At 32.0% G+C, this 25,456-nt stretch carries 23 protein-coding genes; 21 read left to right on the top strand and 2 right to left on the bottom strand.

Annotation, left to right across the window (positions count from 1 at the left end; translation table 11 throughout):
• Nucleotides 1–235: 235 nt before the first annotated feature.
• Entirely contained in the window at nt 236–2,098 is a 1,863-nt protein-coding gene (locus ACVCXO_RS00785) for an ABC-F family ATP-binding cassette domain-containing protein (protein ID WP_452227694.1), read from the bottom strand.
• A 106-nt stretch (nt 2,099–2,204) separates the two neighbouring features.
• On the opposite strand from ACVCXO_RS00785, the gene ACVCXO_RS00790 reads away from it, so the two are divergent.
• The 11 genes from ACVCXO_RS00790 (at nt 2,205) to ACVCXO_RS00840 (ending at nt 15,957) form a co-directional block, all read left to right on the top strand.
• Nucleotides 2,205–2,999 (top strand): polysaccharide biosynthesis/export family protein, encoded by a 795-nt coding sequence (locus ACVCXO_RS00790; RefSeq protein WP_452227695.1) that lies wholly within the window; start codon nt 2,205–2,207, stop codon nt 2,997–2,999.
• A 3-nt stretch (nt 3,000–3,002) separates the two neighbouring features.
• The gene (locus ACVCXO_RS00795; RefSeq protein ID WP_452227696.1) at nt 3,003–5,486 is read left to right on the top strand and encodes a GumC family protein; all 2,484 of its coding nucleotides are present in this window, start codon (nt 3,003–3,005) and stop codon (nt 5,484–5,486) included.
• Nucleotides 5,487–5,522: 36 nt separating this feature from the next.
• Nucleotides 5,523–6,812: a nucleotide sugar dehydrogenase gene (locus ACVCXO_RS00800; protein ID WP_452227697.1), complete on the top strand. Its 1,290-nt coding sequence runs from the start codon at nt 5,523–5,525 to the stop codon at nt 6,810–6,812.
• Between the two features lie 388 nt (nt 6,813–7,200).
• Complete coding sequence (locus ACVCXO_RS00805; RefSeq protein WP_452227698.1) at nt 7,201–8,181, top strand: SDR family oxidoreductase; 981 nt, start codon at nt 7,201–7,203, stop codon at nt 8,179–8,181.
• 244 nt (nt 8,182–8,425) lie between these two features.
• The gene (locus tag ACVCXO_RS00810; protein ID WP_452227699.1) at nt 8,426–9,271 is read left to right on the top strand and encodes an ABC transporter permease; all 846 of its coding nucleotides are present in this window, start codon (nt 8,426–8,428) and stop codon (nt 9,269–9,271) included.
• A 348-nt stretch (nt 9,272–9,619) separates the two neighbouring features.
• A complete protein-coding gene (locus ACVCXO_RS00815; protein WP_452227700.1) occupies nt 9,620–10,864 on the top strand; it encodes an ABC transporter ATP-binding protein in 1,245 nt (414 codons plus the stop codon).
• Nucleotide 10,865: 1 nt separating this feature from the next.
• Nucleotides 10,866–11,552: a sulfotransferase domain-containing protein gene (locus ACVCXO_RS00820; RefSeq protein ID WP_452227701.1), complete on the top strand. Its 687-nt coding sequence runs from the start codon at nt 10,866–10,868 to the stop codon at nt 11,550–11,552.
• A complete protein-coding gene (locus ACVCXO_RS00825; protein WP_452227702.1) occupies nt 11,542–13,173 on the top strand; it encodes a class I SAM-dependent methyltransferase in 1,632 nt (543 codons plus the stop codon). Before ACVCXO_RS00820 ends, ACVCXO_RS00825 begins: the two co-directional genes overlap by 11 nt.
• Nucleotides 13,170–13,919: a hypothetical protein gene (locus ACVCXO_RS00830; RefSeq protein WP_452227703.1), complete on the top strand. Its 750-nt coding sequence runs from the start codon at nt 13,170–13,172 to the stop codon at nt 13,917–13,919. The genes ACVCXO_RS00825 and ACVCXO_RS00830 overlap by 4 nt, the downstream gene beginning before the upstream one ends.
• A 1-nt stretch (nt 13,920) precedes the next feature.
• Nucleotides 13,921–14,844: a glycosyltransferase family 2 protein gene (locus ACVCXO_RS00835; protein ID WP_452227704.1), complete on the top strand. Its 924-nt coding sequence runs from the start codon at nt 13,921–13,923 to the stop codon at nt 14,842–14,844.
• Between the two features lie 3 nt (nt 14,845–14,847).
• Nucleotides 14,848–15,957, top strand: coding sequence for a glycosyltransferase (locus tag ACVCXO_RS00840; protein ID WP_452227705.1), 1,110 nt, complete (start codon nt 14,848–14,850; stop codon nt 15,955–15,957).
• A 55-nt stretch (nt 15,958–16,012) separates the two neighbouring features.
• Here the strand turns inward: ACVCXO_RS00840 and ACVCXO_RS00845 are convergent, their stop codons facing one another.
• Complete coding sequence (locus ACVCXO_RS00845) at nt 16,013–16,762, bottom strand: hypothetical protein (RefSeq protein ID WP_452227706.1); 750 nt, start codon at nt 16,760–16,762, stop codon at nt 16,013–16,015.
• Between the two features lie 585 nt (nt 16,763–17,347).
• On the opposite strand from ACVCXO_RS00845, the gene ACVCXO_RS00850 reads away from it, so the two are divergent.
• The 10 genes from ACVCXO_RS00850 to ACVCXO_RS00895 all read left to right on the top strand — a co-directional run bounded on the left by ACVCXO_RS00850 (nt 17,348) and on the right by ACVCXO_RS00895 (nt 25,446).
• Entirely contained in the window at nt 17,348–17,533 is a 186-nt protein-coding gene (locus ACVCXO_RS00850; RefSeq protein WP_452227707.1) for a hypothetical protein, read from the top strand.
• Between the two features lie 172 nt (nt 17,534–17,705).
• On the top strand, nt 17,706–18,692 hold the full coding sequence (locus ACVCXO_RS00855; protein WP_452227708.1) for a glycosyltransferase family 2 protein: 987 nt from the start codon (nt 17,706–17,708) through the stop codon (nt 18,690–18,692).
• A gap of 22 nt (nt 18,693–18,714) precedes the next feature.
• Nucleotides 18,715–19,641 carry a glycosyltransferase family 2 protein gene (locus tag ACVCXO_RS00860; protein WP_452227709.1) on the top strand — a complete coding sequence of 309 codons (927 nt, stop codon included), beginning with the start codon at nt 18,715–18,717 and terminating at the stop codon, nt 19,639–19,641.
• 5 nt (nt 19,642–19,646) lie between these two features.
• The gene (locus tag ACVCXO_RS00865; RefSeq protein WP_452227710.1) at nt 19,647–20,753 is read left to right on the top strand and encodes a glycosyltransferase; all 1,107 of its coding nucleotides are present in this window, start codon (nt 19,647–19,649) and stop codon (nt 20,751–20,753) included.
• A 59-nt stretch (nt 20,754–20,812) separates the two neighbouring features.
• Nucleotides 20,813–21,445 (top strand): sulfotransferase, encoded by a 633-nt coding sequence (locus ACVCXO_RS00870; protein WP_452227711.1) that lies wholly within the window; start codon nt 20,813–20,815, stop codon nt 21,443–21,445.
• Between the two features lie 16 nt (nt 21,446–21,461).
• Nucleotides 21,462–22,535, top strand: a complete 1,074-nt coding sequence (locus ACVCXO_RS00875) for a DegT/DnrJ/EryC1/StrS family aminotransferase (protein ID WP_452227712.1) — start codon at nt 21,462–21,464, stop codon at nt 22,533–22,535.
• Nucleotides 22,532–23,236: a WbqC family protein gene (locus ACVCXO_RS00880; protein WP_452227713.1), complete on the top strand. Its 705-nt coding sequence runs from the start codon at nt 22,532–22,534 to the stop codon at nt 23,234–23,236. Before ACVCXO_RS00875 ends, ACVCXO_RS00880 begins: the two co-directional genes overlap by 4 nt.
• A complete protein-coding gene (locus tag ACVCXO_RS00885; RefSeq protein ID WP_452227714.1) occupies nt 23,233–23,856 on the top strand; it encodes a class I SAM-dependent methyltransferase in 624 nt (207 codons plus the stop codon). Before ACVCXO_RS00880 ends, ACVCXO_RS00885 begins: the two co-directional genes overlap by 4 nt.
• Before the next feature lies 1 nt (nt 23,857).
• Complete coding sequence (locus tag ACVCXO_RS00890; protein WP_452227715.1) at nt 23,858–24,517, top strand: acetyltransferase; 660 nt, start codon at nt 23,858–23,860, stop codon at nt 24,515–24,517.
• Nucleotides 24,514–25,446: a hypothetical protein gene (locus ACVCXO_RS00895; protein ID WP_452227716.1), complete on the top strand. Its 933-nt coding sequence runs from the start codon at nt 24,514–24,516 to the stop codon at nt 25,444–25,446. The genes ACVCXO_RS00890 and ACVCXO_RS00895 overlap by 4 nt, the downstream gene beginning before the upstream one ends.
• Nucleotides 25,447–25,456: the final 10 nt, after the last annotated feature.

The following is a 25,456-nucleotide window of genomic DNA, read 5'->3' on the forward strand; positions in this document are numbered from 1 at the left end:
ATCACAAAACTCCTTCCCTTTTTTCAAGGGAAGGTGGATTTGATTTCCGTAAAAGAAATCAAAGACGGAAGGGTTTTAGCATTGGTTCTCGATACAAAATTGCATAAAAAAAATGCAATTTCACTCGAACTGACAAAATCATTGAAATCATAAAATCACCAGAACTAGTAAAATCACTCGAAATGACAATTTTTGCTAAAGGCTAAAGGCTAAATGCTAATAGCTAACAGCAAATTTACCCTTCCATTTTTTCCATAAGTTCAAACCAACGTGCTTCTTTGGTTTCCATTTCTGTTATAATATTTTGCAATTTATCAGAAAGGGCTGCGATTTCCTCTTGAGTTAATGATTCGTCATGAAATTTTGCTTCTAATTCTTTTTTGTCAAACTCTAAAGATTTTAGTTTGCTTTCCATGTTTTTATATTCCTTTTGCTCATTGTAGGACAGCTTTGTTTTCGTTTCTTTTTTCCAAGATTTCTTTTCTTTTTTATCGTCCGCGTTTTCTTCTATAGCAGGTTGGCTATCTTCATACGCTCTGAAATCACTATAGTTACCAGGGAAATCTTCCACAACACCTTCGCCTCTAAATATAAAAAGGTGGTCTACAATTTTATCCATAAAATACCTGTCGTGAGAAACCACAATTAGGCAACCAGGGAAATCTAATAAGAAGCTTTCTAGAACATTTAAGGTTACAATATCTAAATCGTTGGTAGGCTCATCCAGAATTAAAAAGTTAGGGTTTTGGATTAATATTGTACATAAGTACAGCCTTTTTCGTTCTCCACCACTTAGTTTTTCTACAAAATCATATTGCTTTTTTCTATCGAAAAGAAAGCGCTCTAAAAGTTGTTGTGCGCTTATTTGTTTTCCTTTTTTTAGTGGAATATAATCCCCAAATTCTCTTACAACATCTATAACCTTTTGATTTGGTTTGATATTAATTCCGCTTTGCGTATAGTATCCAAACTTTACGGTTTCACCAATGACGATTCTTCCGGAATCTGGTTGTGCAGTTTGCGTAAGAATATTTAGAAAGGTAGATTTTCCAGTTCCATTTTTACCAATAATACCAACACGTTCCCCTTTTTGAAAGTTGTATTCAAATTGGTCTAATATCACTTTGTCTTTAAAAGATTTCGATATTTTGTGGATCTCGATAATTTTGGTTCCTAGGCGTTCCATGTTCAGCTCTAGCTGCATCTCATGGTCGTTTCTACGTTGATGTGCTCTGTGCTTTATTTCGGTAAAATCGTCTATTCTAGATTTAGATTTTGTCGTTCTTGCTTTTGGCTGTCTACGCATCCAGGTAAGCTCTTTTTTATAGAGTTGTTTTGCCTTACCCGTTTCTACGGTTTCTATGTTTATGCGTTCCTCTTTCTTCTCTAAATAATAGGAATAGTTTCCTTTATAAGAGAATAATTCGCCTTGGTCTAATTCAATAATTTCATTACACACACGCTCTAAAAAATAGCGATCATGCGTTACCATAAAAAGGGTAATGTTTTCTTTTGCAAAAAAGGCTTCTAGCCACTCAATCATTTCTAAATCTAAATGATTGGTAGGTTCATCCAGGATTAGTAAATCTGGTTTGTTAATTAATGCATTCGCTAAAGAAAGACGTTTTTTTTGTCCACCGGAAAGCGTGCTCACTTTTTGATCAAAACCTTCTAAATTTAACTTGAATAAGATTTGTTTGTATTGTGTTTCAAAATCCCAAGCATTATGTATTTCCATGTTCTCAAAAGCTTTTTGATAGGCTTCTGCGTCTTCCGGATTTAAAAGTGCTTTTTCATAGGCTTGAATCACTTTTAGAATTTCATTATCCGAACTAAAAATAGTTTCTTCAATCGTTAGATTTTGGTCTAAAATTGGTTCTTGTGGTAAGAAAGAAACGACGATATCTTTTCTGAAAACTACTTGACCAGTATCTGGTTCATCTAGATTTGCTAAAATATTTAGAATGGAAGTTTTACCGGTTCCGTTTTTAGCTACAAATGCTACTTTTTGGTCTTTATGAATACTAAAAGAAATGTCTTCAAAAAGCGTAAGCTCTCCGTATGATTTCGATATATTTTCTACGTTTAGATAATTCAAATTTTATATTTTTTACAAATAACGTACAAAAAACCAAAAAAAGTTCCATAAGTTTTTATATTCCTCTTGAAAAGTTATATTTGTTACAAAACATTAAATTTCAAAAATGAAGAGATTATTTCTTGCGATTTCTCTACTAATTACTGTGTTTGTCAGCTCTTGTATTCCGCATAAAGACACATTATATATTCAAGATAAAGGAACTTCCATAGATTCTTTTCAAACTATAGTAGAACAACAAAAGCCATATCGCGTTCAAATTAACGATATCTTAAACATTCGTGTAAAAGCCTTAGATCAAGATAATGTGCAGATTTTTAATCCCATAGGGAATGGAGATTTAAATGCAAGTGGTGTGGAAAAATCCTATTTTGATGGGTTTACTGTAGATTTACATGGTAATATTAGGATACCAACATTAGGTAAAATGAATGTTTTAGGATACACTACCGAAGAGATTGAGCAAATGATAGAAAAAAAGCTATTGGCAGAAGAGTTTAAAGAAACCGCTAATATCTTTGTAACCGTAAAACTTACCGGATTAAAATACATTACCACAGGAGAAATAGGAAGTACAGGGACAAAAATCTTGTTTCAAGAACGTGTAAATATATTAGAAGCTATTGCAAACTCTGGCGATATCCCTGTAACTGGAAATAAGAAAGATGTTTTAATTATTAGGCAATATCCACAAGGACAAAAAATACATCACTTAGATTTAACCGATATTAATGTGATGCAATCGCCATATTATTATATCCAACCCAACGATATGATTTATGTAAAACCATTACGACAAAAAGCTTGGGGAACAGGAACCAATGCTTTACAAAATATTGGGGCTGTTGCAACTGTTTTGTCTGTGATAACTACTTCTATATTATTATTTAACCGTTTATAAGTTATGGCCTACAATGAATTTGATGATATGGAAAGTATCGACTCTAGTCACATAGCTTTCGATTTTAAAGGCTTTTTGTTTAAAATTATTAATTTATGGAAGTTTGTTTTACTATGTATTGGAACGGCGTTAATTATTGCCTATCTAATCAATGTACGAAAAGAGAATGTGTATAAACTAGACTCTTTAATTAGTGTGGAGAATGATCAAAATCCTTTTTTTACAGCCAATACTAGTATCTCTTTTAATTGGGGAGGTGTTTCTGGAAAAATGGGTAAGACTATTACTACGCTGCAAACGAGAACACATAATGAAAAAGTAGTAGATTCTCTGCAGTTTTATATGAACTATTTTGTAGAAGGAAAATACAAAAAGGTTGATATTTATAAGCGAGCGCCATTTAAGGTGGTATTAGATCTAACAAAGCCACAAGTACTTAATAAATATATTGGTATTCGATTTACGAGTTCTGATCAATTCGAGATTTTTACCGAATTTGAAGGAGCTAAAGGTCGTGGGCAAAAGTATGATACTAAAGAAACAATAGCTGTTGAAGTTCCTGTAGGCGCATTTAGCAAAGTATATGCTATTGGCGAAAAAGTGGCATTGCCATTTTTTAGTGGAACCCTGGAATTAAGAAATGAAAAACAAATAAAACCAGGAGCGGAGTTTTATTTACGTTTTAGCGGATTTGATGGAGTGGTGAATTCATATAAAAACAGTCTCAATGTAGGGTCTTTTAATAAAACAAACTCCCCCGTGTTACAGCTTTCTTTAGCAGGGACAAATAAAGGAAAAATAGTAGATTACTTAAATACTACTGCTGCTATTTTAAGTAGAACAGAGTTAGAACGTAAGAATTTATACGCTACCAATACCATAAAGTTTATTGATAGTAGTTTGGCTGCAGTTGATACGAGTTTAAAGGGGTTTACTAAAGAAATGAATACCTTTAGGCAAAAGAATAAGGTTTTTGATGTGGGTGCAGAAATGACCGATATTTCTGGTAGACTAAAAGGATTTGAAGCGCAGAAAGAAGCAGAACAAACCAAACTAAACTACCTAAATAGGTTAGAGAGCTATTTGCAAACTAAAACCGATTATACCAATATAGCAGCACCAACTTCTGTTGGGATTTCTGAAGGAAATATTTTGTCTAGTGTTCGTAAAATAACAAGCTTGGCTATTGAGCGTAAAAGTCTAGAGTACACCACAAGAGAGGAGTCGGAGATCTTTAAAAATATTGACCGACAAATAGATGCAGAAAAAAATGTACTACTAGAAACTATTAAATCTACTATTAGTACTATTAATATACAACTAGGAACCATAAACAGGAATATAGCAAATATGGATGCTAAATTGAGAGGGCTTCCTGAAGATCAACAAGAATATTTAAAGATTCAGCGTAATTTAGATATCAGTCAAGAAACTTATGATGTCTATATGAACAAACGTAGTGAAGCTGCTATTGTTAAAGCCGCGAATATTTCCGATATTTCTATAGTAGATGAAGCTAAAGATATTGGAGGCGGAAAGATAGGGCCTAATACCTCTCTAAATTATATGATGGGATTGATGCTAGGTTTCTTTATTCCTTTATTCTTGATTTTTGTTATTTTTCTTTTAGACAGTACCATCCATGGTTCCGATGAAGTAGAGCAATTAACCGGTATTCCTATTCTAGGCTTAATTGGTAAATACAAATATCCTAATAATTTAGTGGTATTTGAAAAGCCTAAATCGGCAGTAGCAGAATCTTTTAGGGCTATTCGTTCTAGCTTGCAGTTTTTCTATAAAAACAAATTAAAGGATCATGAAGGAGGCGGGAAAACGATTATGATAACTTCTTCGGTAAGTGGAGAAGGTAAAACATTTTGTTCTATTAATATTGCTACGGTTTATGCTCTTTCTGGTAAAAAAACCATTTTATTAGGACTGGATTTACGTAAACCAAAAATATTTGATGACTTTGATTTAACCAATGAAAAAGGAGTAGTAAATTATTTTATTGGAGACAGTACTTTTGATGAAGTAATCAATCATACCAAAATAGATAATTTAGATGTAGTTACTTCTGGGCCTATACCACCAAATCCTTCCGAATTATTAATGAGTGATAAAATGGGGGCTTTAATAAGTAAGTTACGCCAAGAGTATGATATGATCGTGTTAGATACGCCGCCTTTAGGGCTGGTTACCGATGCTTTAGAGCTTGTGCAATATGCAGATGCTTCTATTTTTATGGTACGATTAGATTATACCAAAAAAGGGATGTTGCAATTAATTAATGCCAAGTATCGCGCAGGAGAAGTGAAGAACATCAGTATTGTACTTAACTTTTACAAACATAAAACGAATCATAATTATGGTTATGGCTATGGTTATGGCTATGGTTACGGTTATGGTGTGTATGGAAATGCCTATCACGAAGACTCTAAAAAGTCATTATTTAAAAAAGCTAAGGCATTTATTAAAAGTATTTAATATATTCGTTAACGCTATTAATCAATTAAAAAAATAATGAAAAACCATAAGATAACCGTTATTGGTTTAGGGTATGTTGGCTTGCCTTTGGCGGTCGAATTCGCAAAAAAATATATAGTTGTTGGCTTTGATATCAATACCAGTAGAGTTCAAGAATTAAAAGAAGGAAAAGACAAAACCTTAGAAGTAGAAACCGAAGCACTTAAAAAAGTATTGGTTACCAATACCAAAGAATCTAAAGGACTGTATATAACCAATACACCAGAAGATTTAGCGCAATCGACTGTTTTTATCATCACGGTTCCTACACCAACAGATAGTTTAAACAAACCTATTTTTACGCCATTAATAAAAGCGAGTGAAGCGGTTGCTAAAGTATTAAAAAAAGGAGATATTGTTATTTACGAATCTACCGTTTATCCTGGAGTTACCGAAGATATTTGCGTTCCTATTTTAGTAGAACAATCGGGTTTAGTCTTTAATACCGACTTTTTTGCAGGCTATTCCCCAGAACGAATTAATCCAGGCGATAAAAAACATACCGTTACTAAAATATTAAAAGTAACCTCTGGTTCTACACCAGAAATAGCTACTGTGGTAGACGATTTGTATAAATCTATAATTACTGCAGGCACTCACAAAGCACCATCTATAAAAGTAGCAGAAGCTGCAAAAGTAATTGAGAACTCCCAACGCGATATCAATATTGCTTTTGTAAATGAGCTTTCTAAAATTTTTAGATTATTAGATATAGACACTAAAGCGGTATTAGAAGCCGCAGGCACCAAATGGAATTTTATCAACTTCACACCAGGATTGGTTGGCGGACATTGCATAGGTGTCGATCCGTACTATTTAGCGCAAAAAGCGATCGAGTCTGGGTATAACCCAGAAATTATTTTAGCAGGTCGTAAAATGAATGACAGCATGGGAAGCTATGTGGCGCAGGAGACCGTTAAAATGATGATTAAGAAAGGCGCTACTATTAAAGGCTCTAAGGTCTTGGTTTTAGGGATTACCTTTAAAGAGAACTGTCCCGATATTAGAAATTCTAGAGTGATAGATATTATCAAGGAATTAGAAACCTACCATGTAGATGTAGATGTATTTGATCCTTGGGCTTCGGCAGAAGAAGTAAAGCACGAATATGGTTTTGATTTGTTGTGTTCTAAAATAGAAATAAGCGCTAATTACGATGCTATTATTTTAGCTGTATCTCATAATGAATTTATAAAATTAGATTTACAGAAATTAAAATCTCCTATCGGGGTTATTTTTGATGTGAAGTCTTTACTACCTAAAGATATGGTAGACGGGAGATTATAACGTTTTTTTTTAGCTCTTGCCTTTAATTAAAGGACAATCAAGCGTAAAATAATAGTCCTGTGGACTATTTTAGCGAAGGGGTGAGCCGGCGCGCTTGCAAGGAAGGCTAATCGGAGGGTTTGTCTTAGTTGCAACCATAATCAAAGCAATGAAGCAATCTCATGAAATTAGGACAAAATATCACATATAATAAATAGTAACCATTTAAGCTCCTCCCTTTAGTTAAAGGGAGGTGGATGGCCTGACAATAGGAAGGCTAGACGGAGGGTTTGTCTTAGTAGTAACAACAGTCAAAGTAGTGAAGCAATCTCATGAAGCATCTCCATAAATAATTAACAGATTGCCGCGTCGCTGCGCTTCTCGCAATGACACATAAAATTTAAATACCATGTACCAAAACGCCTATCACAACCAAGATTTATCTAATTTTAATTTCTTAGTCACCGGAGGAGCAGGTTTTATCGGCTCTAATCTTGTTGCATATCTATTACAATTCGGAGCAAAAAAAGTGCGCGTACTAGATAATTTTTCCAATGGCTATAGAGAAAACCTTACGGAATTTATGTCTAATCCCGCATTCGAATTATTAGAAGGGGATATTAGAGATATAGCCACCTGTAAAAAAGCGATGCTAGATATCGATTATGTTTCGCATCAAGCCGCATTAGGTTCTGTACCGCGTTCAATAGCCGATCCAGCAACTACGAATGATGTTAATATTAGTGGTTTTTTAAATATGTTGATTGCATTAAAAGAAAGTGATTCTGTAAAACGTATGGTATATGCCGCTTCCAGTTCTACCTATGGCGATAGTAAAGCATTACCTAAAGTAGAAGAAACTATTGGTAAACCATTATCGCCTTATGCGGTAACTAAATATGTAAACGAATTATATGCTGATGTTTTTGGAAAAACCTACAATACCGATGTAATAGGTTTTCGCTACTTTAATATTTTCGGACCAAAACAAAGTCCGAATGGTGCCTATGCCGCGGTAATTCCATTATTTATGCAAGCCCTAAAAGATGGAGAAGCACCAACTATTCATGGCGATGGGGAGCAAACCAGAGACTTTACTTTTGTAGCCAATGCAGTACAAGCAAATGTAAAAGGCATGTTTGCAAGTAAAGCAGCAAGTAACGAAGTCTTTAATATAGCTTGTAACGAGCGTATTAGTGTGAATTACTTATGGAATACTTTAAACCAAGCAGCGAACACCAATATAAAAGCTATCTATGGACCTACACGTCAAGGCGATGTAAGAGATTCTTTAGCCGATATTTCTAAAGCAAAAAAACTATTAGACTATGTGCCTGAATTTACGGTTGGTGAAGGTTTAGAGATTACATGGAAGGCGTTTAATAGCTAATATGTAAAAGAACCAAAAGGCCATCTTCTTATTCTTAGATTAATCTAGCACCGTGGGAAATACTTTAGAAAGCGCCCTGTGAAATTGCTATTTATTCCTTTTAGAGAATAGCAGTACAGCGAATGTATAGACAGGGCAGAAAAAAAGGCTTTTCAATTCATAATTTTTTATTATTAGCACTTCATTGTTTATATTAGCCAGAACCAAATAAAAAGGAGTTTTTCCTTTATACTAGTAACCACCTATGGCTTTAGAAACTCGGGTTTACCAAAAAGAACGTACTATAAAAGTTGGCGCGCTTTTAAAAGCGAGCCTTCAAGATATCTATACTTCGCGCTTTTTAGCTAGACAATTAGCAGAACGCGATATTAAGGCGCAATATCGGCAATCATATTTAGGCATTGTTTGGGCATTTATAATGCCTCTAGCTACTGCTTTGGTGTGGATTGTTTTAAATAATAGTGGTACAATAACCTTATCGGATACCGGAATCCCATATCCAGTATATGCTTTTTCAGGGACCTTAATTTGGTCTATTATAGTAGCCGCTATTAATTCGCCCATGCAAAGTACCAATGCCGCAAAAGGTATTTTAACCAAAATAAATTTCCCAAAAGAAGCACTTATAGTCTCTGGTATCTATAAACTCCTGTTCGATAGTTTTATTAAAATTATCTTATTGGTTTTGTTTGTATTTATTTATGGTGTTGGTTTTCATTGGAGCTTATTATTATTTCCAGTAGCTATTTTAGGCGCTGTTTTGTTTGGTACTACCCTAGGTTTATTTATAACGCCATTAGGTTTGTTATATAAAGACATTGGTAAGATTATTACTTTTGGCTTGCAGTTTTTAATGTATGTAACTCCTGTAGTATATGCCATACCTAAAACAGGTATTATGCATACGCTAATGACCTGGAATCCTATTACGCCATTGGTATTAACTGCTAGAGATTTAATAGTTGGTTTTCACCCAGAACATATAGGCTATTTTATAGGGGTTATGTTGGTGTGTATACCGCTCTTGTTTTTAGGTTTAATTATTTATCGCATTTCTATTCCTATTATTGTGGAACGTTTGAGTGCTTAGGGGGTTAAGTTGAAAGTGAAAAGTTTAAAGTGAAAAGGGATAAGGGGAAAGTGAAAAGTGAAAAGAGGAAAGTGATAAGAGAAAAATGAAAAGGGAAAAGAGGAAAGTGATAAGTGGAAAGTGAAAAGGGAAAAGAGGAAAGTGAAAAGTGAAAAATGAAAAGTGAAAAGTGAAAAGGGATAAGTGAAAAGTGAAAAGTGAAAAGGCAGAAGGGATAAGATAAAAGCGCTTAGATAAAAATTAGATAAGATTGTAAAGGGTTTTCTGTAAAGAAAAGAGAAGCAGATAAGATGGAAGAAATACGTTTTACAAATAAAGAAATAGTAAAAATGTGTGATATAAAGTTATATGTCTAAAGAAGAGACCATAAGTACCCAAGGGGAAGTTTTGGTTACCGTAGAAGGACTAAGCAAAAAGTTTTGCAAAGAGCTCAAAACAAGTCTTTGGTATGGTGTTCAAGATTTAATAGGGGGTATATGTGGTACTAGTGCAAATAGTACCTTGCGACCTAAAGAATTTTGGGCAGTAAAAGATATTAATTTTGAACTCCGTCGTGGGGAATGTTTAGGTTTGATAGGGCATAATGGCGCAGGAAAATCTACATTATTAAAAATACTGAACGGCTTAATAAATCCAGATGCTGGAAAAGTAACCATAAAAGGAAGAGTAGGGGCTTTAATAGAATTAGGAGCTGGATTTAACTCTATTTTAAGTGGTCGCGAAAATATTTATAATAATGGCGCCATTTTAGGCTTCACGCGTAAGGAAATAGATAGTAAACTAGAAGAAATTATCGCTTTTGCAGAGCTGGAAGAATTTATAGACATGCCGGTACAGCATTATAGTTCTGGAATGAAAGTGCGTTTGGGTTTTGCTGTAGCCGCACAAATGGAACCCGATGTGTTGATTATTGATGAGGTATTGGCGGTGGGAGATTTAGGTTTTCGCATGAAATGTTTAACACGTATAGGAGAATTGTTAAAAACTACAGCAGTTATTTTTGTATCGCATTCCATGCCGCAAGTTTCTAGAATTGCTAATAGAATTTTGTTGATGGGAAAAGGAAGTGAATTAGTCAATAGTAAAAACGTTAGTGAAGGGGTTGAAAAATATTATCAATTATTTAAAAATGGTGATAAAATTACGGGAGGAAATGGTTTGATTGAAATTAAAGCATTTAATATTTTAGACGAAAAGCTTAATAATATAAATGCTGAAAATGGTTTTTTATTACTAAACCATAACCGTAAATATGTTTTTCAAATTAAATTAGTTGTTAAAGCTCAAGTCAAAAAATATTTTGTGAATTACTCTTTTATAGACAAGGAGACTAAACAAGTAGCCAATTTCTTTTCTGTTTTTTCAGATTCTATATTTAATAAAAAAGGAGAAGTTATTATTGAAGGGGAAATAGGTAATTTGATTTTAGGACAAGGAACATATAATATCGGTGTTGCCGTTAATGAAATAAAGGAAGGCAATTCAAGAGGAGAGATTTACCTTTATAATTCTAATATAAGTACTATAACTATTTCAGGAATAGGAACAGGGCATGCACCTGTTCAGTTTTTGGGAAATTGGAATATTAAATAAAATGAAAGATTATATAAAAATATATTCACACCCCAGAAGTGGGACACACTTTTTAGAAGCATTTTTAGCAAAAAACTTTTATGATAAGGAAGATTTATCTTCCAATGGTTCTATTCACTATGGGCATTGGTCAAATAAAATATTATTAGAAGAAGGGGAACCTTACCATAAGTTATTTGGCTCTCATTTTTTTCCAGATAAGACAAAAGTTTTCAATAAATCTATTTATATATATCGAGATGGTAGAGCTGTGATTGCCTCTTTATGGAGAACTGAGTTTTACAATAAAGAATGGAAAGGTATGACTTTTTCTGAATTTTTAAGAAAAGATTTAGATTGGTATGGTGGTCCTGGCCAAAAGGCAGAACCAAATTTGAATATTGTACAACATTGGTTTAATCATATTGAGGCATGGGAAAATAATAAAAATGATATACTTTTTTTAAGATTTGAAGACATGAAAAAAAATCCTAAAAAAGCTTATCTTGAAATATGTAAAAAGTACTACCCATTATTACATCTAAAATCAAGAATGTTTGGTTTTAAAAATTTTAATCCAATAAATGATAAAGTAGGATTGAAGCCAAATGCTGCTAAAATAAATAGTTGGGAAAATCTTTTTAATGAAGATGATTTAACGTTTTTTTATTCTCAAATTCCTCATAAAAAATTCTTGTATGAAGAGTGAAACATTTCAAAAAACACTTTTTTCCTGTGTATTAGATTATAATCCTAATATGGCGCTTCAAAGTTATATATGGTTAAATAGTTTATTAGAATATCCAATACATCCACATCAAATATATATACATCTTGTATCTGGTGCTCCAGATGCGTTTTTAGAATATTTACATGGAATTGAGGTAAATGTTATCCATAAAACTACTTTCGATAACAGAAATAAGTATTGTAATAAGTTAATACAGTTAGAAACTTTTGTAGGTTTAGAAGATTATGATTATGTGTTTCTAATGGATTGTGATACCGCTGTGGTAGATTTAAAAAATGTGAATTTAACAGAGGAGGTATATGCTAAAATTGTAGATTTCCCTAATCCTCCTCTGCCAATTTTACAACGTATATTTGATGAAAATGAATTGCAGTTACTACCAGTTGAGACTACATTTCCAATAAAAGGAGAACAGGTAACGGATTGGAATAATTGTAATGGCGGTTTGTATATTATAAAAAAAGACTTTTTAAAAATATTAGCGCCAAAATGGATACATTATGTTAAAGTAAGTATTGAGCAAGAAAGTTTATTTACGCCAAAATATAGTAAGCATGCGGATCAAGTTGCTTTTGCTTTAGCTCTAACTAGTTTAAATAAAAAAGTAACACATCTTGGTATAGAATGGAACTATCCAACACATGTAAAAACAGAAATAGATATACAACCTAGAATACTACATTTTCATGGTGAAGTTAAAAATGATTTAACTTTAAAGAATGTAGGATTAACTTCAACAGATAAAACTATAGACACTATTAATACGGTAATAAAAAAAATGGTAAAGAAAGATGTGAAAAACACCGAGTTTATGTTGACAATACTAAATTCAGAGATAATAAATGAAAGTATAAATCATCAAAGAGATATTGGTGTAACTAATTTAAAAAGAGCTGTAAGTGAGGTGGATAGACCGGATTTGTTACAACACATTGTTCAGGTTTCTAGGCATAATTTCGGTTTTTATACCGCACATTACCCAAGAGTATTTGAATATACTTGGATAATAGAACAATTAGAAGATAAAAAGGATATTACTGTTTTAGATATTGGAGCGGGAGTATGTCCAGTGCCATTATGTCTTAATGATATGGGGTTTCATGTTACAACTGTTGATTTGCATCCAACGGTACGAAAACTAGAAGATAAAGCAAATTGGAATGAATGGGGGTATTTAGATTATAGTGTTTTTAATAAAGCAATAGTATCTAAACATCAAGATTTTACTAAAGTAAGATCGTTCAAAAAGTTTGATTGTATTTATTCGATTTCTGTTATTGAACATATGTCTAAAGCAATCCGAGTGAAAATGTTAAAACGTGCTTCCAAATTATTGAGAAAAGGAGGTGAGCTTTTATTAACTATTGATGTAGCTCCTAATACCAATGATATTTGGAATTACTCCGAAGGGAAGCTAGTAGAAAGTCAAGAGATTCACGGAACAATGGAAAGTTTTAAAAGGGAAATAATAGCTGCTGGTTTTAAAATTATTTCTGAACATATACAACGAGATATTTTTGAATCTAGAACAGATGTTTGGTATGTGAAAGCTATTTTAGAAAGAAAAAGTTTTTTATGAATAAACAAGTGATTTGTATAACAGGAATGCATCGTTCTGGTACGTCTCTTTTGGCTTCGTGGTTATTTGAACAAGGACTTAAAATTGATTCAGGAGGTTTGGTTGCAAGTGCTGTTGGTAATAAAAAAGGTCATTTTGAAGATGAAGAAATAATGAAATTTCAAGCACAATTAATAAAAACTGCAAAACCAGAAAGTAAGGGATGGGTTGTAAAAGATGCTATACAAGTGCAAGGCTTTAAAAAAGGTGTGCAAGAAATTCTTAATAAAAGAGAATCTTTTAATCAATGGGGTTGGAAAGACCCTAGAAGCGTTTTACTTTTAAATGAATGGAATACAACTGTAAAAGATTTGAAATATTTTTTTATTTGGCGTGAAGCAGAAGCTGTTATAAATTCTTTACAAAAACGAAAGAAAAGAAGTAAACATCCGTTAGACCAAATAAGCCTTAAAAACTGCTACCAAACTTGGTTGCACTATAATAAACAAATCATTGATTTTTATACTAAAAATCCCTCGAATTGTGTGTTGATTAAATTAGATGATTTTTTAGAAAATGATAAAAAAGTGTTTGATTATTTAACCAATGTGTTTGAATTAAATTTAAACTATAAACCCCTAAATACTATAGTAGAAAATGCAATGTTTTCTAAAAAAAATAGTAGAACAATAAATAAAATATACAACTTATATTATAAGCCAGAATTGATAGAGGAGCAATTATTGCAATTAAGTTTAAAGTTTTAATATGCCTAAAGTTTCCATCATAATACCTAACTACAATCATGTCGCGTTTTTGCAACAACGTTTAGATTCTGTTTTCAACCAAACATTTCAAAATTTTGAAGTGATCTTGTTAGATGATGCTTCTACCGATGGAAGTCAAGATTTACTTAAAACATATAAAAGCCATAAAAAGGTTTCTCATACCGTTTTTAATACAGTCAATTCTGGAAGTCCATTTAAGCAATGGCAAAAAGGAATAGAACTTGCTAAAGGAGATTATATATGGATTGCCGAAAGTGATGATTATTGTGCGTTGCATTTTTTGGAAACCTGTATAAAAGCATTAACTAAAGATGTTGGGTTGGCATACACGCAGAGCATCGATGTTGATTTTGAAGGAAAAGAAACGTCCCATAGAATACGCTATACCAAGTCTTTTAAACCAAATATTTGGAAAGATAATTTTAAGGTGCCTGGTTTTTATTTTAACGCCAAGTATTTAATAATAAAGAATGTTATTCCTAATGCAAGCGCTGTTGTTTTTAAAAAAGAAACGGTTCATGCAGGTTTTTTTAATGAAGCTTTGCTAGCTATGAAAATGTGTGGCGACTGGTTTTTTTGGTTGCAATTGGTATATAATACGAATGTTACTTTTGTTAGTCAAGATTTAAACTTTTTTAGACACCATAAGCAGGTAAGTCGAAATCATTTTAATAGTAATAAAAAAAAAGTGCGACTGCTTGAAGAATCTGTTATAAGGGAGTATTTAAAAGAGAAACAAGGGATTGAAAATAAAGTATTAAATAATAAGCTGCGTGTGAACTGGTTTAAATTACACACAAAGAAAGACTTGTTTGCTAGTAGTTTTTATAATTTACAAAACTCTTTTACTAAAAAGGTTGTATTCGCTTTTCAATTTATATGTTTTAAGCTTAAAAAATATTAATTAATGAACATAGCCATTTTTTCACCCAATCAAAACCCATATTCTGAAACTTTTATTCAGGCGCATAAAAAGTATCTTAAAGGAGGTGTGTTTTACTATTATGGAAAGCCTGGGCGTGTACAGCTAGAAGGTGTTTCTTCTTTAGTCAACAAATGGGCTTTATTACGATTTCGTATTATTCGTAAATTAAAAAAGTATTCCTTTTCTTATATAAAAGAACAATCTGTACTTACTTCTTTAAAAAATAATGCTGTAGATGCTATTTTGGTGGAGTATGGTACGCATGCGTATGCCTTATTATCCATTTTAAAAGCGAGTGGTTTGCCTGTAGTAGTGCATTTTCATGGCTATGATGCCAGTGTACATACGGTAATAAAAGCATGTAACGATTATAAAGAAGTTTTTAGTTTGGCGACAAAAGTCGTTGCTGTTTCTAGAAAGATGGAGCAGATGTTGTTAGCTATAGGTTGTCCTAAAGAAAAACTGGTGTATAATGTGTATGGCCCACAACCAGAATTTGAAACGGTGCAACCAACGTACACCAAAAAACAATTTATAGGTATTGGTCGTTTTACCGATAAAAAAGCGCCCTATTATACTCTTATGGCTTTTAAAGAAGTCGTTAACAAACATCCAGATGCTAAGTTGTTATTAGCAGGAGATGGGATGTTGCTAAATATGTGTCAGAATTTAGTAAGACATTATCATCTTGAAAATCAAGTACAGTTTTTGGGTATCATTACACCAGATGCATATAGAGAATTATTAACCGAGTCCTTAGCCTTTGTACAACATTCGATTACTGCTGCAAATGGCGATATGGAAGGAACACCATTAGCGGTTTTAGAAGCAAGTGTTGCTGGATTACCAGTTATAGCAACGAGACATGCAGGAATACCAGATGTCATTGTAGATGGCGAAACCGGATTGTTGTGTGAAGAACAGGATGTTACCGGAATGGCTAATAATATGCTTCAACTGTTAGAAGATAAAGCATTTGCTATAAAAATGGGCACTTCTGGAAAACAACATATTTTAGCACATTTTAGTATGGAACGTCACATAGTTGCTTTGCAAGACATTTTAGAAGGTGCTATGACACAGACTATTTAAAAAATAAAAAACGGATACTGCAGTATCCGTTTTTGTATTTCTACCGATACTTATGTTACAATACTTCTAAGATTTGCAATGCATTAAACGTTCCGTTTTTTAACGGATATTGTATGTTATTGATTTCTTGAAAGAATGCTACTTTTAATACGTAAAAACTTTGTCCTGTACCTGTTGCGGGAGCTGCAGGTGTTAAGGTAATTGTAGATACTGTGCTATTAATAGGCAGATTTTCTACATTACTTGTTTGAAAATCTTTGACTTCGGTTGCAAAATCTAGGTTTAAAAAACCAGCTGTAAATTCTACATGTGTGGCACCTTCTGGTACCGCAAGCCTTTGCATGGGAATAAAATTATTAATAACCACCTCTCCGGTAGCGGTATCTAGAATATAATCGGACAACAATACTTCGGAAAGACTGGATTTTCTATTAAAATTAAATCCTCTTAATGGTATTTTACCATCTGGTGTTGCTATGCCCACTGCCACATTACGTTTTCCTCTAACAGAGGTAAGATCGAAATTTTTAACCTGGGTCATTACTTGCGTTACTCGGGATGCTAGTTTACTATCTTTAGCATTTGCTAGTATGTCAATAATAGCACGACGCAGTATTTTACCACTGGTTGCACTAGCGCCAAACTCGCTGTTGTTTTCTCGCGTTCTCTGAAACGCAGGATCTTTTTGTATGCGTGATTTACTTACACCACCTTTGGTGCGCACACGATACCCATCTTCTGTTTTGTAGAAGTTTACATCATCTAATGTTCCTTCTATTTTAAATAAACTTTTGTACTTCGCCATTTTATTATCATTTATGTATGCGTTCTATTTTGTAGCGCATACTGGTTATACATTTTTAATTGTTACCTAGCCGTTTATTAAAGGTGCACTTAAGCATGAGCTCCTGCTTAAAAAATCAATAATAAGCGCGGTTGTAACTTTCTGTTAGCTAATGTAGTGGGTGTTTAAGACGTGTGTTTTGGTTTTGAGTGGTTTGCTTGTTTTTTGCGGGTCTTTGTGTTTTATTCTTGTGTACAGCTTGTTTGTGTGTTTTTTGTTGGTTTTGATGCTTTTTTATGTTTTTGGTGTGTTGTATTATGGGGACTAGTTTACACGGACTATCTACGGAATATCTACGGATTATCTATGGGTCATCTCGTTGTTGACTATTTGTAGTAGGATAATTCTAAAAATATGCATAGCATTTGTGTTAAGTTGTTTGTTATTAGTGTTTGGCATGGGTTTTTTTAAATATTCTCTTTTTTTTAACCGAATTATTTTTTAGCTTAGTACTATGTGATTCAATGAAAATTCCACAAATAATGAAGAATATACCCACAACGATCCCAAGAAGGAATGAAGCAAATATGTATATATCCGAAAGAAGTGGCTATCCTATTAGGTAAGTCTTTAACTACAGCCCAAAGTTTGGTGCGTACTATAAAAGATGTACATGGCAAAGACAAACATCAAGCGTTAACTATACGTGAGTTTTGTGTATATATGGGTTTGCCTTTTTCTGATGTTTTTAATATGATTAATAAGGTTAAAGCAACAAAAGAGATTGCTTAAATCTATCTTTATTATTCTTCTTTTTCTTTTCTATCCTCCCTTTTAATCTTTTTTTTCTATACTTTAATTAGCTATTGCATACCATGGATTCTTTTATAATCTGCACTACTTTTTTTTCTTTTTGGCCTTCGTTTTCCTCTGACTTTGTATATTGGTATCGTAAATATTTACCATGACAGCAGAACCCCTTGTTTCTATTATTATTCCAACCTATAATCGTGCCCTTTTTATTGGGGAAACGTTAGATTCTGTGTTGGCACAAAGCTATCTAAATTGGGAGTGTATTGTGGTAGATGATGGAAGTACAGATGCTACCATAGAATATGTACAAACGTTTGTAAATAAAAACAAACGGTTTAATTTTTATCAGCGACCTTTAGAAAAAAAGAAAGGCGCAAATGCTTGTAGAAACTATGGATTTGAAAAAAGTAAAGGGGAATTTATTATCTTTTTAGACAGTGATGATTTACTAGAAAGTACCTGTATAGAAAACCGTGTAAAATCACTTTCTTCGAATAGTCAAATTACTAATGAAATTCCTGTTTTTTCAATGGGTATTTATGAACATCAAAATAAAACAGAAAAAATTTTTAATAAAGATTTTGATACAATTAAAGCGTATTTGATAAACTTTATGATAGGTAATACACCTTGGACAATAACTTGTCCATTTTGGCGTCGAGATGTTTTTAACGAGTTAGGCGGTTTTGATGAAGATTTTAAAAGATTACAAGATGTTGATTTACATACAAGATTATTGTTAAAAGGTTATAAAATTAAACGTATAGCATATACAGACTCTTGGTATCGTGTTTTAAATAATTATACAGATTATGTAAGTCCAGAAAAACTCCCAGTAATTATTAATGCCCATATCATGTATATTAATAAAATATATATATGCTTTATGTTACATGAAGAATTAATTAGTTTTAAAGAGATAGATAGGTATTTAAGAATGCTTTATATTAGGGTTTTGAGCAAGTATGTTTTTATAGATGATATATATTGCTTTAAAAATGTTTGGCAATTAAATTCTAAACGAAAGTTTATTAAAGGTTTAAAGAAGCTTGGTCTTTTATTTTTGTGTTATTATCATAAATTAAATATTTCGCCAAATTTTGGTTATCATAAATTGAGAAAATTCGTTTTTAATTAAAATAAAAGTTTGGCACTTGTGTATGAATTCAAATTTAGTAAGCATAATAATAACCACATTTAACCGTAGTACATATTTAAAAGAGACACTAAATAGTATTGTTAATCAAAGCTATCCTTTGATTGAAATTTTAGTTATTGATGATGGATCAAAACCTGACATAGCTAAAATAAATAAAGAAATAACAGCTAGTTTTTCAAAATGTAGTTACTACTATAAAGCAAACACAGGGCAACCAGATTCTAGAAATTATGGTATTTCTAGAAGTAAAGGTGCTTTTGTTGGTTTTTGTGATGATGATGACTTTTGGGTAATAAACAAGTTAGAAAAACAACTAGCCGTTTTTAATGAAAACCCGGATGTTTACGTTATAACAGGTGATATTGAATACGTTGCGGTTACTGGGCAAAAAACAGGCCGTATAAAATGCCATCGAGGACATAATCAAGGTTATGTTTTTGCTAGTTTTCTTGAGAAAAATAGAACAGCATCGATTACACCATTATTAAGACGAGAAGTTTTTGATAAGACTGGCTTTTTTAACCCTAGCTATACGATAGCTGAAGACTGGGAGTTTTGGAGACGTGTAAGTTACTGTTTTGAGTTCTATAGTATAAACGAAGTATTAGCTTATGTTAGATTACATCCCGAAAACATGTCTAAAACTAGAACAGGCAAGCCTTTTGATAGTTATGAATTATACAGAAAACTGACAAAATCTTTGTTAAAATGGGGTAAGAATCGATTTGAGCCGTCTGACTACAATTTAATATATAAAATAGAATGGCAACGATATAGGAAACTGATGGCTAATCATTATCCTGGTGTTTTGAAAAAAATAGGATTTATAAAATCTGTTTTTAATAATAATATTATAGAAGGAGTTCATTTGTTTTATTTGATAATAAAGTATCAATTTTTGAAGCCAATTAATAAACAATTAAATTAATAATAATGTCGGTTAAAGTTGTTCAGTTATTTCATACCTATCCCTTGTTTTTTCAGCCTTATATACCACCTGTATTAGAGTTGCTGAAACAACACTCTAAAATAGATTTAAATATTATGCATTACAAAGGGGAAGATTCTGGTAATGAGATAAAGATACCAAGTTATAGGGCAAGGAAAGTTAGGGATAAATTTAATTCGTTTGTTTTTAATAATAAAAAAAACTATTTAGAGCGTTTTTGTTTAAAGTCTGATGTTGATGTTTTACATATAATGGATTCATTCCTGTTTGATAAAATTTTAAATTTAGTAGAATTGTCTCCTAATGAAAGACCAAAAATAATTATGACTATGCGTGGTAGTGATACTTATGTGAAGCCTTTAGTTTATGATAAATGGAAATTGTTTTATAAAGCTCATGCCTCTAAGATTGATTGCTTTATTACTATGAGTATAAATCAAAAGGAAAGGCTGATGGAGTTTGGTATTGAAAGTAATAAAATAGAAGTAATTCCTATATCTATCAACTCGTCGTTTGAATCTATAAATAAAAAAAAGGATACAAATTGTATTCGTTTACTATCTGTTTTTCGCTTGGTTTGGGAGAAAAATATTGAAGGTAATTTACGGGTTATAAAATTATTGAAAGAACAAGGTTATAATGTTAGATATGATATATATGGTTCTGGTCATATGCTAGGTGAGTTACTATTTTTAATTCATAAATATGATATTAAAGAATGTGTTTATTTGCATGGTAAGGTATCTAATGAAGAATTGATTAAAGGTATTCACGGATCAGATATTTATTTGCAATTAAGTCACTCTGAATCTTTAGGTATGGCAGTGATTGAAGCCCAGTCTGTTGGCCTTCCTGCTGTTATAGCTAATTCTGGAGGTTTGCCAGAAACAATCTGTAATGGAAAGTCTGGGTATGTAGTGGATTCATGGGATTCAGAATTAGCTTCACGTTATATTTTAAAATTATGGAAAGATACAAAACTATATGAGCAATTTTCGAAGGCAAGTATTGATAATAGTTCCGTTAACTTCTCTAATAGTCTTGAAGTTAGTCGTTTAGTCGAACTATATGCACGAGTAGTTTCCTCCTAATTACAGAGGAAGATTCTATTACGTTAAATGCTATAAAGGTTTTAATATTAAGATGAAAAATGTTATTCAAAAAAAGTAAATATAAGGTTTTCTGTATCGGCCAAAATAAAACAGGTACCACAACCATAGAAACAGTACTAAAAGGTTTTGACTATCAATTAGGAAATCAAGTACAAGGAGAATTGTTATTAGATGCTTGGTATACGCGTGATTTTAAAAGCATCATTAAATTCTGTAAAACAGCAGAGGCTTTTCAAGATGTGCCATTTTCACTTCCTTATACTTTTGAACATTTAGATGTTGCGTTTCCAAATGCTAAATTTATTTTAACCGAACGCGATAGCGCAGAACAGTGGTATCAATCCCTTACCAAATTTCACTCTAAACTATGGGCAGATGGAAAACGTATTCCTACGGCAGCAGATTTAAAAGCAGTAACCTATAGGGAGTTAGGGTATGTATATCGGTTTAATCAGTATGTTTTTAATACGCCTGAAACGGATGTGTATAATGAAGCTATTCTAAAAGCACACTATCTAAATTATAACCAGACCGTAAAAAATTATTTTAAAAGTCGACCAGAAAAATTGTTAGTGATTAACGTTGCCAATGCGAAAGATTATAGTAAATTATGTTCTTTTTTAAATCAAACCCCAAAAGGCGATAATTTTCCATGGGTAAATAAAACTTAAGTACTCTAAAAATTTTATGATAAACGTTACTAAAACCTTTTTACCGCCACAAAAAGAGTATCAAGCTATATTAGAGCGCGCTTGGTCTACAGGCTGGATGACTAATAGAGGAGTGTTAGTCTTAGAATTAGAAAAAAAAATAAAGGAATATTTGGATGTCAAGCATGTTATTGCGACTACCAATGGAACTTTGCCTTTACAAATTGCAATTAAAGCATTAGGCTTAAAAGGAGAGATTATTACCACACCATTTAGTTATGTAGCTACAACTAGTAGCATTGTTTGGGAAGGTTGTACTCCTGTTTTTGTAGATATTCATCCAGAATATTTAACTATTGACGAAACGAAGATAGAAGCTGCCATCACACCAAATACTTCTGCTATTTTGGCAACACACGTTTTTGGTAATCCGTGTCATGTAGAAGCTATTAAAACCATAGCAAAAAAGCATAATCTTAAAGTGATTTACGATGCTGCACATTGCTTTGGTGTGAGTTACAAAGAAGAGAGTGTTTTTAATTATGGCGATGTAAGTACCTGTAGTTTTCATGCTACAAAACTTTTTCATACCGGAGAAGGAGGTGCTATGTTTGCTAATAACAACCAATTACATGAGAAACTATTTCATAATCACAATTTTGGACATGATGGACATGAAAATTTTCATACAGTTGGTATTAATGCAAAAATGAGCGAATTACAGGCGGGAATGGGATTGGCAGTTTTTCCATATTTAAATAAAATTCTAGAACAAAGAAAAATAGTTGTAGATGCCTATAATGAAGCTTTTAAAACAACTAGCTTAAAATTACAAAAAATACGAAAATATACTAATTGGAATTATAGTTATTATCCAGTTATTTTTGCAACTGAAGCCCTATTATTAGAAGTTAAAAATGCTTTAGAAGAAAAGAGTATATATGCTAGACGATATTTCTATCCTAGTTTAAATATGTTACCATATGTAGAAAAAGTAACTTGTTTGTTTTCTGAAAGTATTGCATCTCGCGTTTTATGTTTACCATTATTTCCAGATTTAAAAAAAGTAGATCAAAATAAAATAATTAGAATAATTTTAGATACTATATGAAAATAGCAATTATGCAACCTTATGTGTTTCCTTACATTGGTTATTTTCAGTTAATACATGCTGTTGATGAATTTGTGTTTTATGATGACGTTAATTTTATTAAAAGAGGTTACATAAATCGTAATAACCTTTTGGTAAATGGCGAAAAACATCAGTTTGTAATTCCATGCAAAAATATTAGTCAAAACAAACTTATAAAAGATATAGAAATTCTTTTTGATGATAAAGGAAAACAAAAATTTCTAAAAACGCTACAACAAACTTATAAGAAAGCACCTTTTTTTAATGAGGTATATTTTTTATTAGAAAAGCTAATTACGGAAGATTCATCAAAAACGATTTCAGAGTTTGCTATTGGTAGTATAAAAGCTATTTCAAATTATCTTTCTTTAACTTGTAAATGGGCTGTTAGTTCTAAAGATTATGAGGAATCTAGAGGGTTAAAAAAGGAAGAAAGATTAATACAGGTTGCGAAAAAGGCGAAAGCGACAACCTATATAAACCCTTTAGGAGGGTTAGAATTATATAAAAAAGAGGACTTTGAAAGTCATGATATTACTCTTCATTTTTTAAAAAGCAATAACATAAATTATAAGCAATTTAGTAATGATTTTGTACCTTGGCTTTCTATGATAGATGTGTTAATGTTCAACAGTATTTTGGATATAAAAAAAATGCTTAATGAATTTGAACTAATATGAAGGGATCTTATAAAAATATTGTAAATCACTACGAAGAATGCTTTAAAGAACATGGAGATAATCATCTTGGAGTTGATTGGCCAAATTTAGAAGATGCCATAAAGCGTTATCAAGTTATGTTAGCCGTTATTAGAGAAACTGAAGTTGAAAACTCAGTGTTAGATTTTGGTTGTGGCACAGCACATTTATATCAATTTATACAGGATAATTCTATCAAAAATATTAATTATTCAGGTTTAGATTTATCTCATGCCTTTGTAGATGCTGCTAAAAATAAATTTCCAAGCAATTCTTTTTATTGTTTAGATATTTTAAAGGATACAGAAGATCTTCCTGAATTCGATTATTTAATTTGCAATGGCGTTTTTACTGAAAAAAGAGAACTATCTTTTGATGCTATGTGGTCTTATTTTCAGGAAATGCTAGAAGTTCTTTTTAGTAAAACCAATAAAGGTATTGCATTTAATGTAATGTCTAAAAGTGTAGATTGGGAGCGCTGGGATTTATTTCATTTGCCAACAGATCTATTAATTGACTTTATAACCAAAAAAATATCTAGAAACTTTGTTATTCGTAATGATTATGGACTTTATGAATATACAGTGTATATATATAAATAATATGAAAGACGTAATTATTTTTGGCATTCAAGACTTTGCAGAATTAGCACATTATTATTTAGAAAATGATAGTGACTTTAATGTAATAGCATTCTGTGTTAATGAAAAATACTTAAATGAAAGTAAAACTTTTAATGAGTTACCACTTGTAGCTTTTGAAAATGTTGAAGAAGTTTTTCCTCCTTCAAAGTATTTGTTTTTTGCGCCAATGGCTCCTTCAAAGATGAATACCTTGCGTGAAACAATTTATAAAAGTGCCAAGGATAAAGGTTACTCCTTTATTAGTTATATAAGTTCTAAAGCCACTACTTTTAACAATCAAATTGGTGAAAATTGTTTTATTTTAGAAAATAATACCATACAACCATTCACTACTATTGGAAATAATGTTATCCTCTGGAGTGGTAATCACATTGGTCATCACTGTGTAATTGAAGATCACGTCATGTTTACTTCACATGTAGTACTCTCTGGTCATTGCATCGTGAAATCTTATAGCTTTTTTGGTGTTAATGCAACTATTCGAGATGGTCTAAATATAGCTCAGGGAAGTTTAATTTCAATGGCAGCATCTGTTACAAGGAATACAGAACCATATGGTGTTTACATAGGGAATCCAGCTAGAAAAATCGAAAAATCAAGTTTAGATATCCATATATGAAGTGGGAAAAGAAAGGATTGATTTATAATGTTAAAGGGAATTATTTTTGGAATAAAAGTCATGCACAATGTCCTGTTGTTGATATTGTAAGTGATAGAGTTTGGAGAATTTATTATGCTACAAGAAATTCAAAAGGACAAAGTCAAATTAGTTACATTGAAGTAGAAGCAGAAAACCCTAAAAATATTCTTTACGAACATCCCGATTTTCTGTTTGAGTTTGGAGAATTAGGAACGTTTGATGATTCAGGACTAATGCCGTCATCTATAGTGAATTACAAAGGTGAGAAATTTCTTTTTTATATTGGCTGGACACTAAAAAGTACTGTACCTTATCATAACTCAATAGGTATTGCAGTAAGTAAAGATGATGGAAGAACATTTAAAAAATGTTTTCCAGGTTCAATTTTGCCTGCTATTCACTCCGAACCTTATTTTACAGGAACATCTTATGTTTTAATGGAAGAAGAAATTTGGCGAATGTGGTATTTGTCTTGTGTAAAATGGAAAATTATTGATGGAAAAAAAGAGCCTTTTTATCACATTAAATATGCAGAATCTAACGATGGAATACACTGGAAAAGAGAAGGAATGGTAGCAATTGATTTTAAAGATGAATTAGAAGGTGGCATTGTAAGTGCTTCCGTGATAAAGGAAGATAATAAATATAAAATGTGGTATGCCTTTAGGAAAGCTAAAGATTACCGAAACAGTAAAACTTCAGCTTATAGAATTGGATATGCAGAATCTATAGATGGATTATCATGGAATCGGTTAGATGAAAATGTTGGAATAAATTTATCAAAAGAAGGTTGGGATAGTGAAATGATGTCTTATCCTAATGTTATTAAATCTAACAATAAAAAGTACTTGTTTTATAATGGAAATGGTTTTGGTAAATCAGGTTTTGGCTATGCACAATTAAAATAGCAACTATAAT

The organism is Lacinutrix sp. MEBiC02404 (assembly GCF_053601575.1).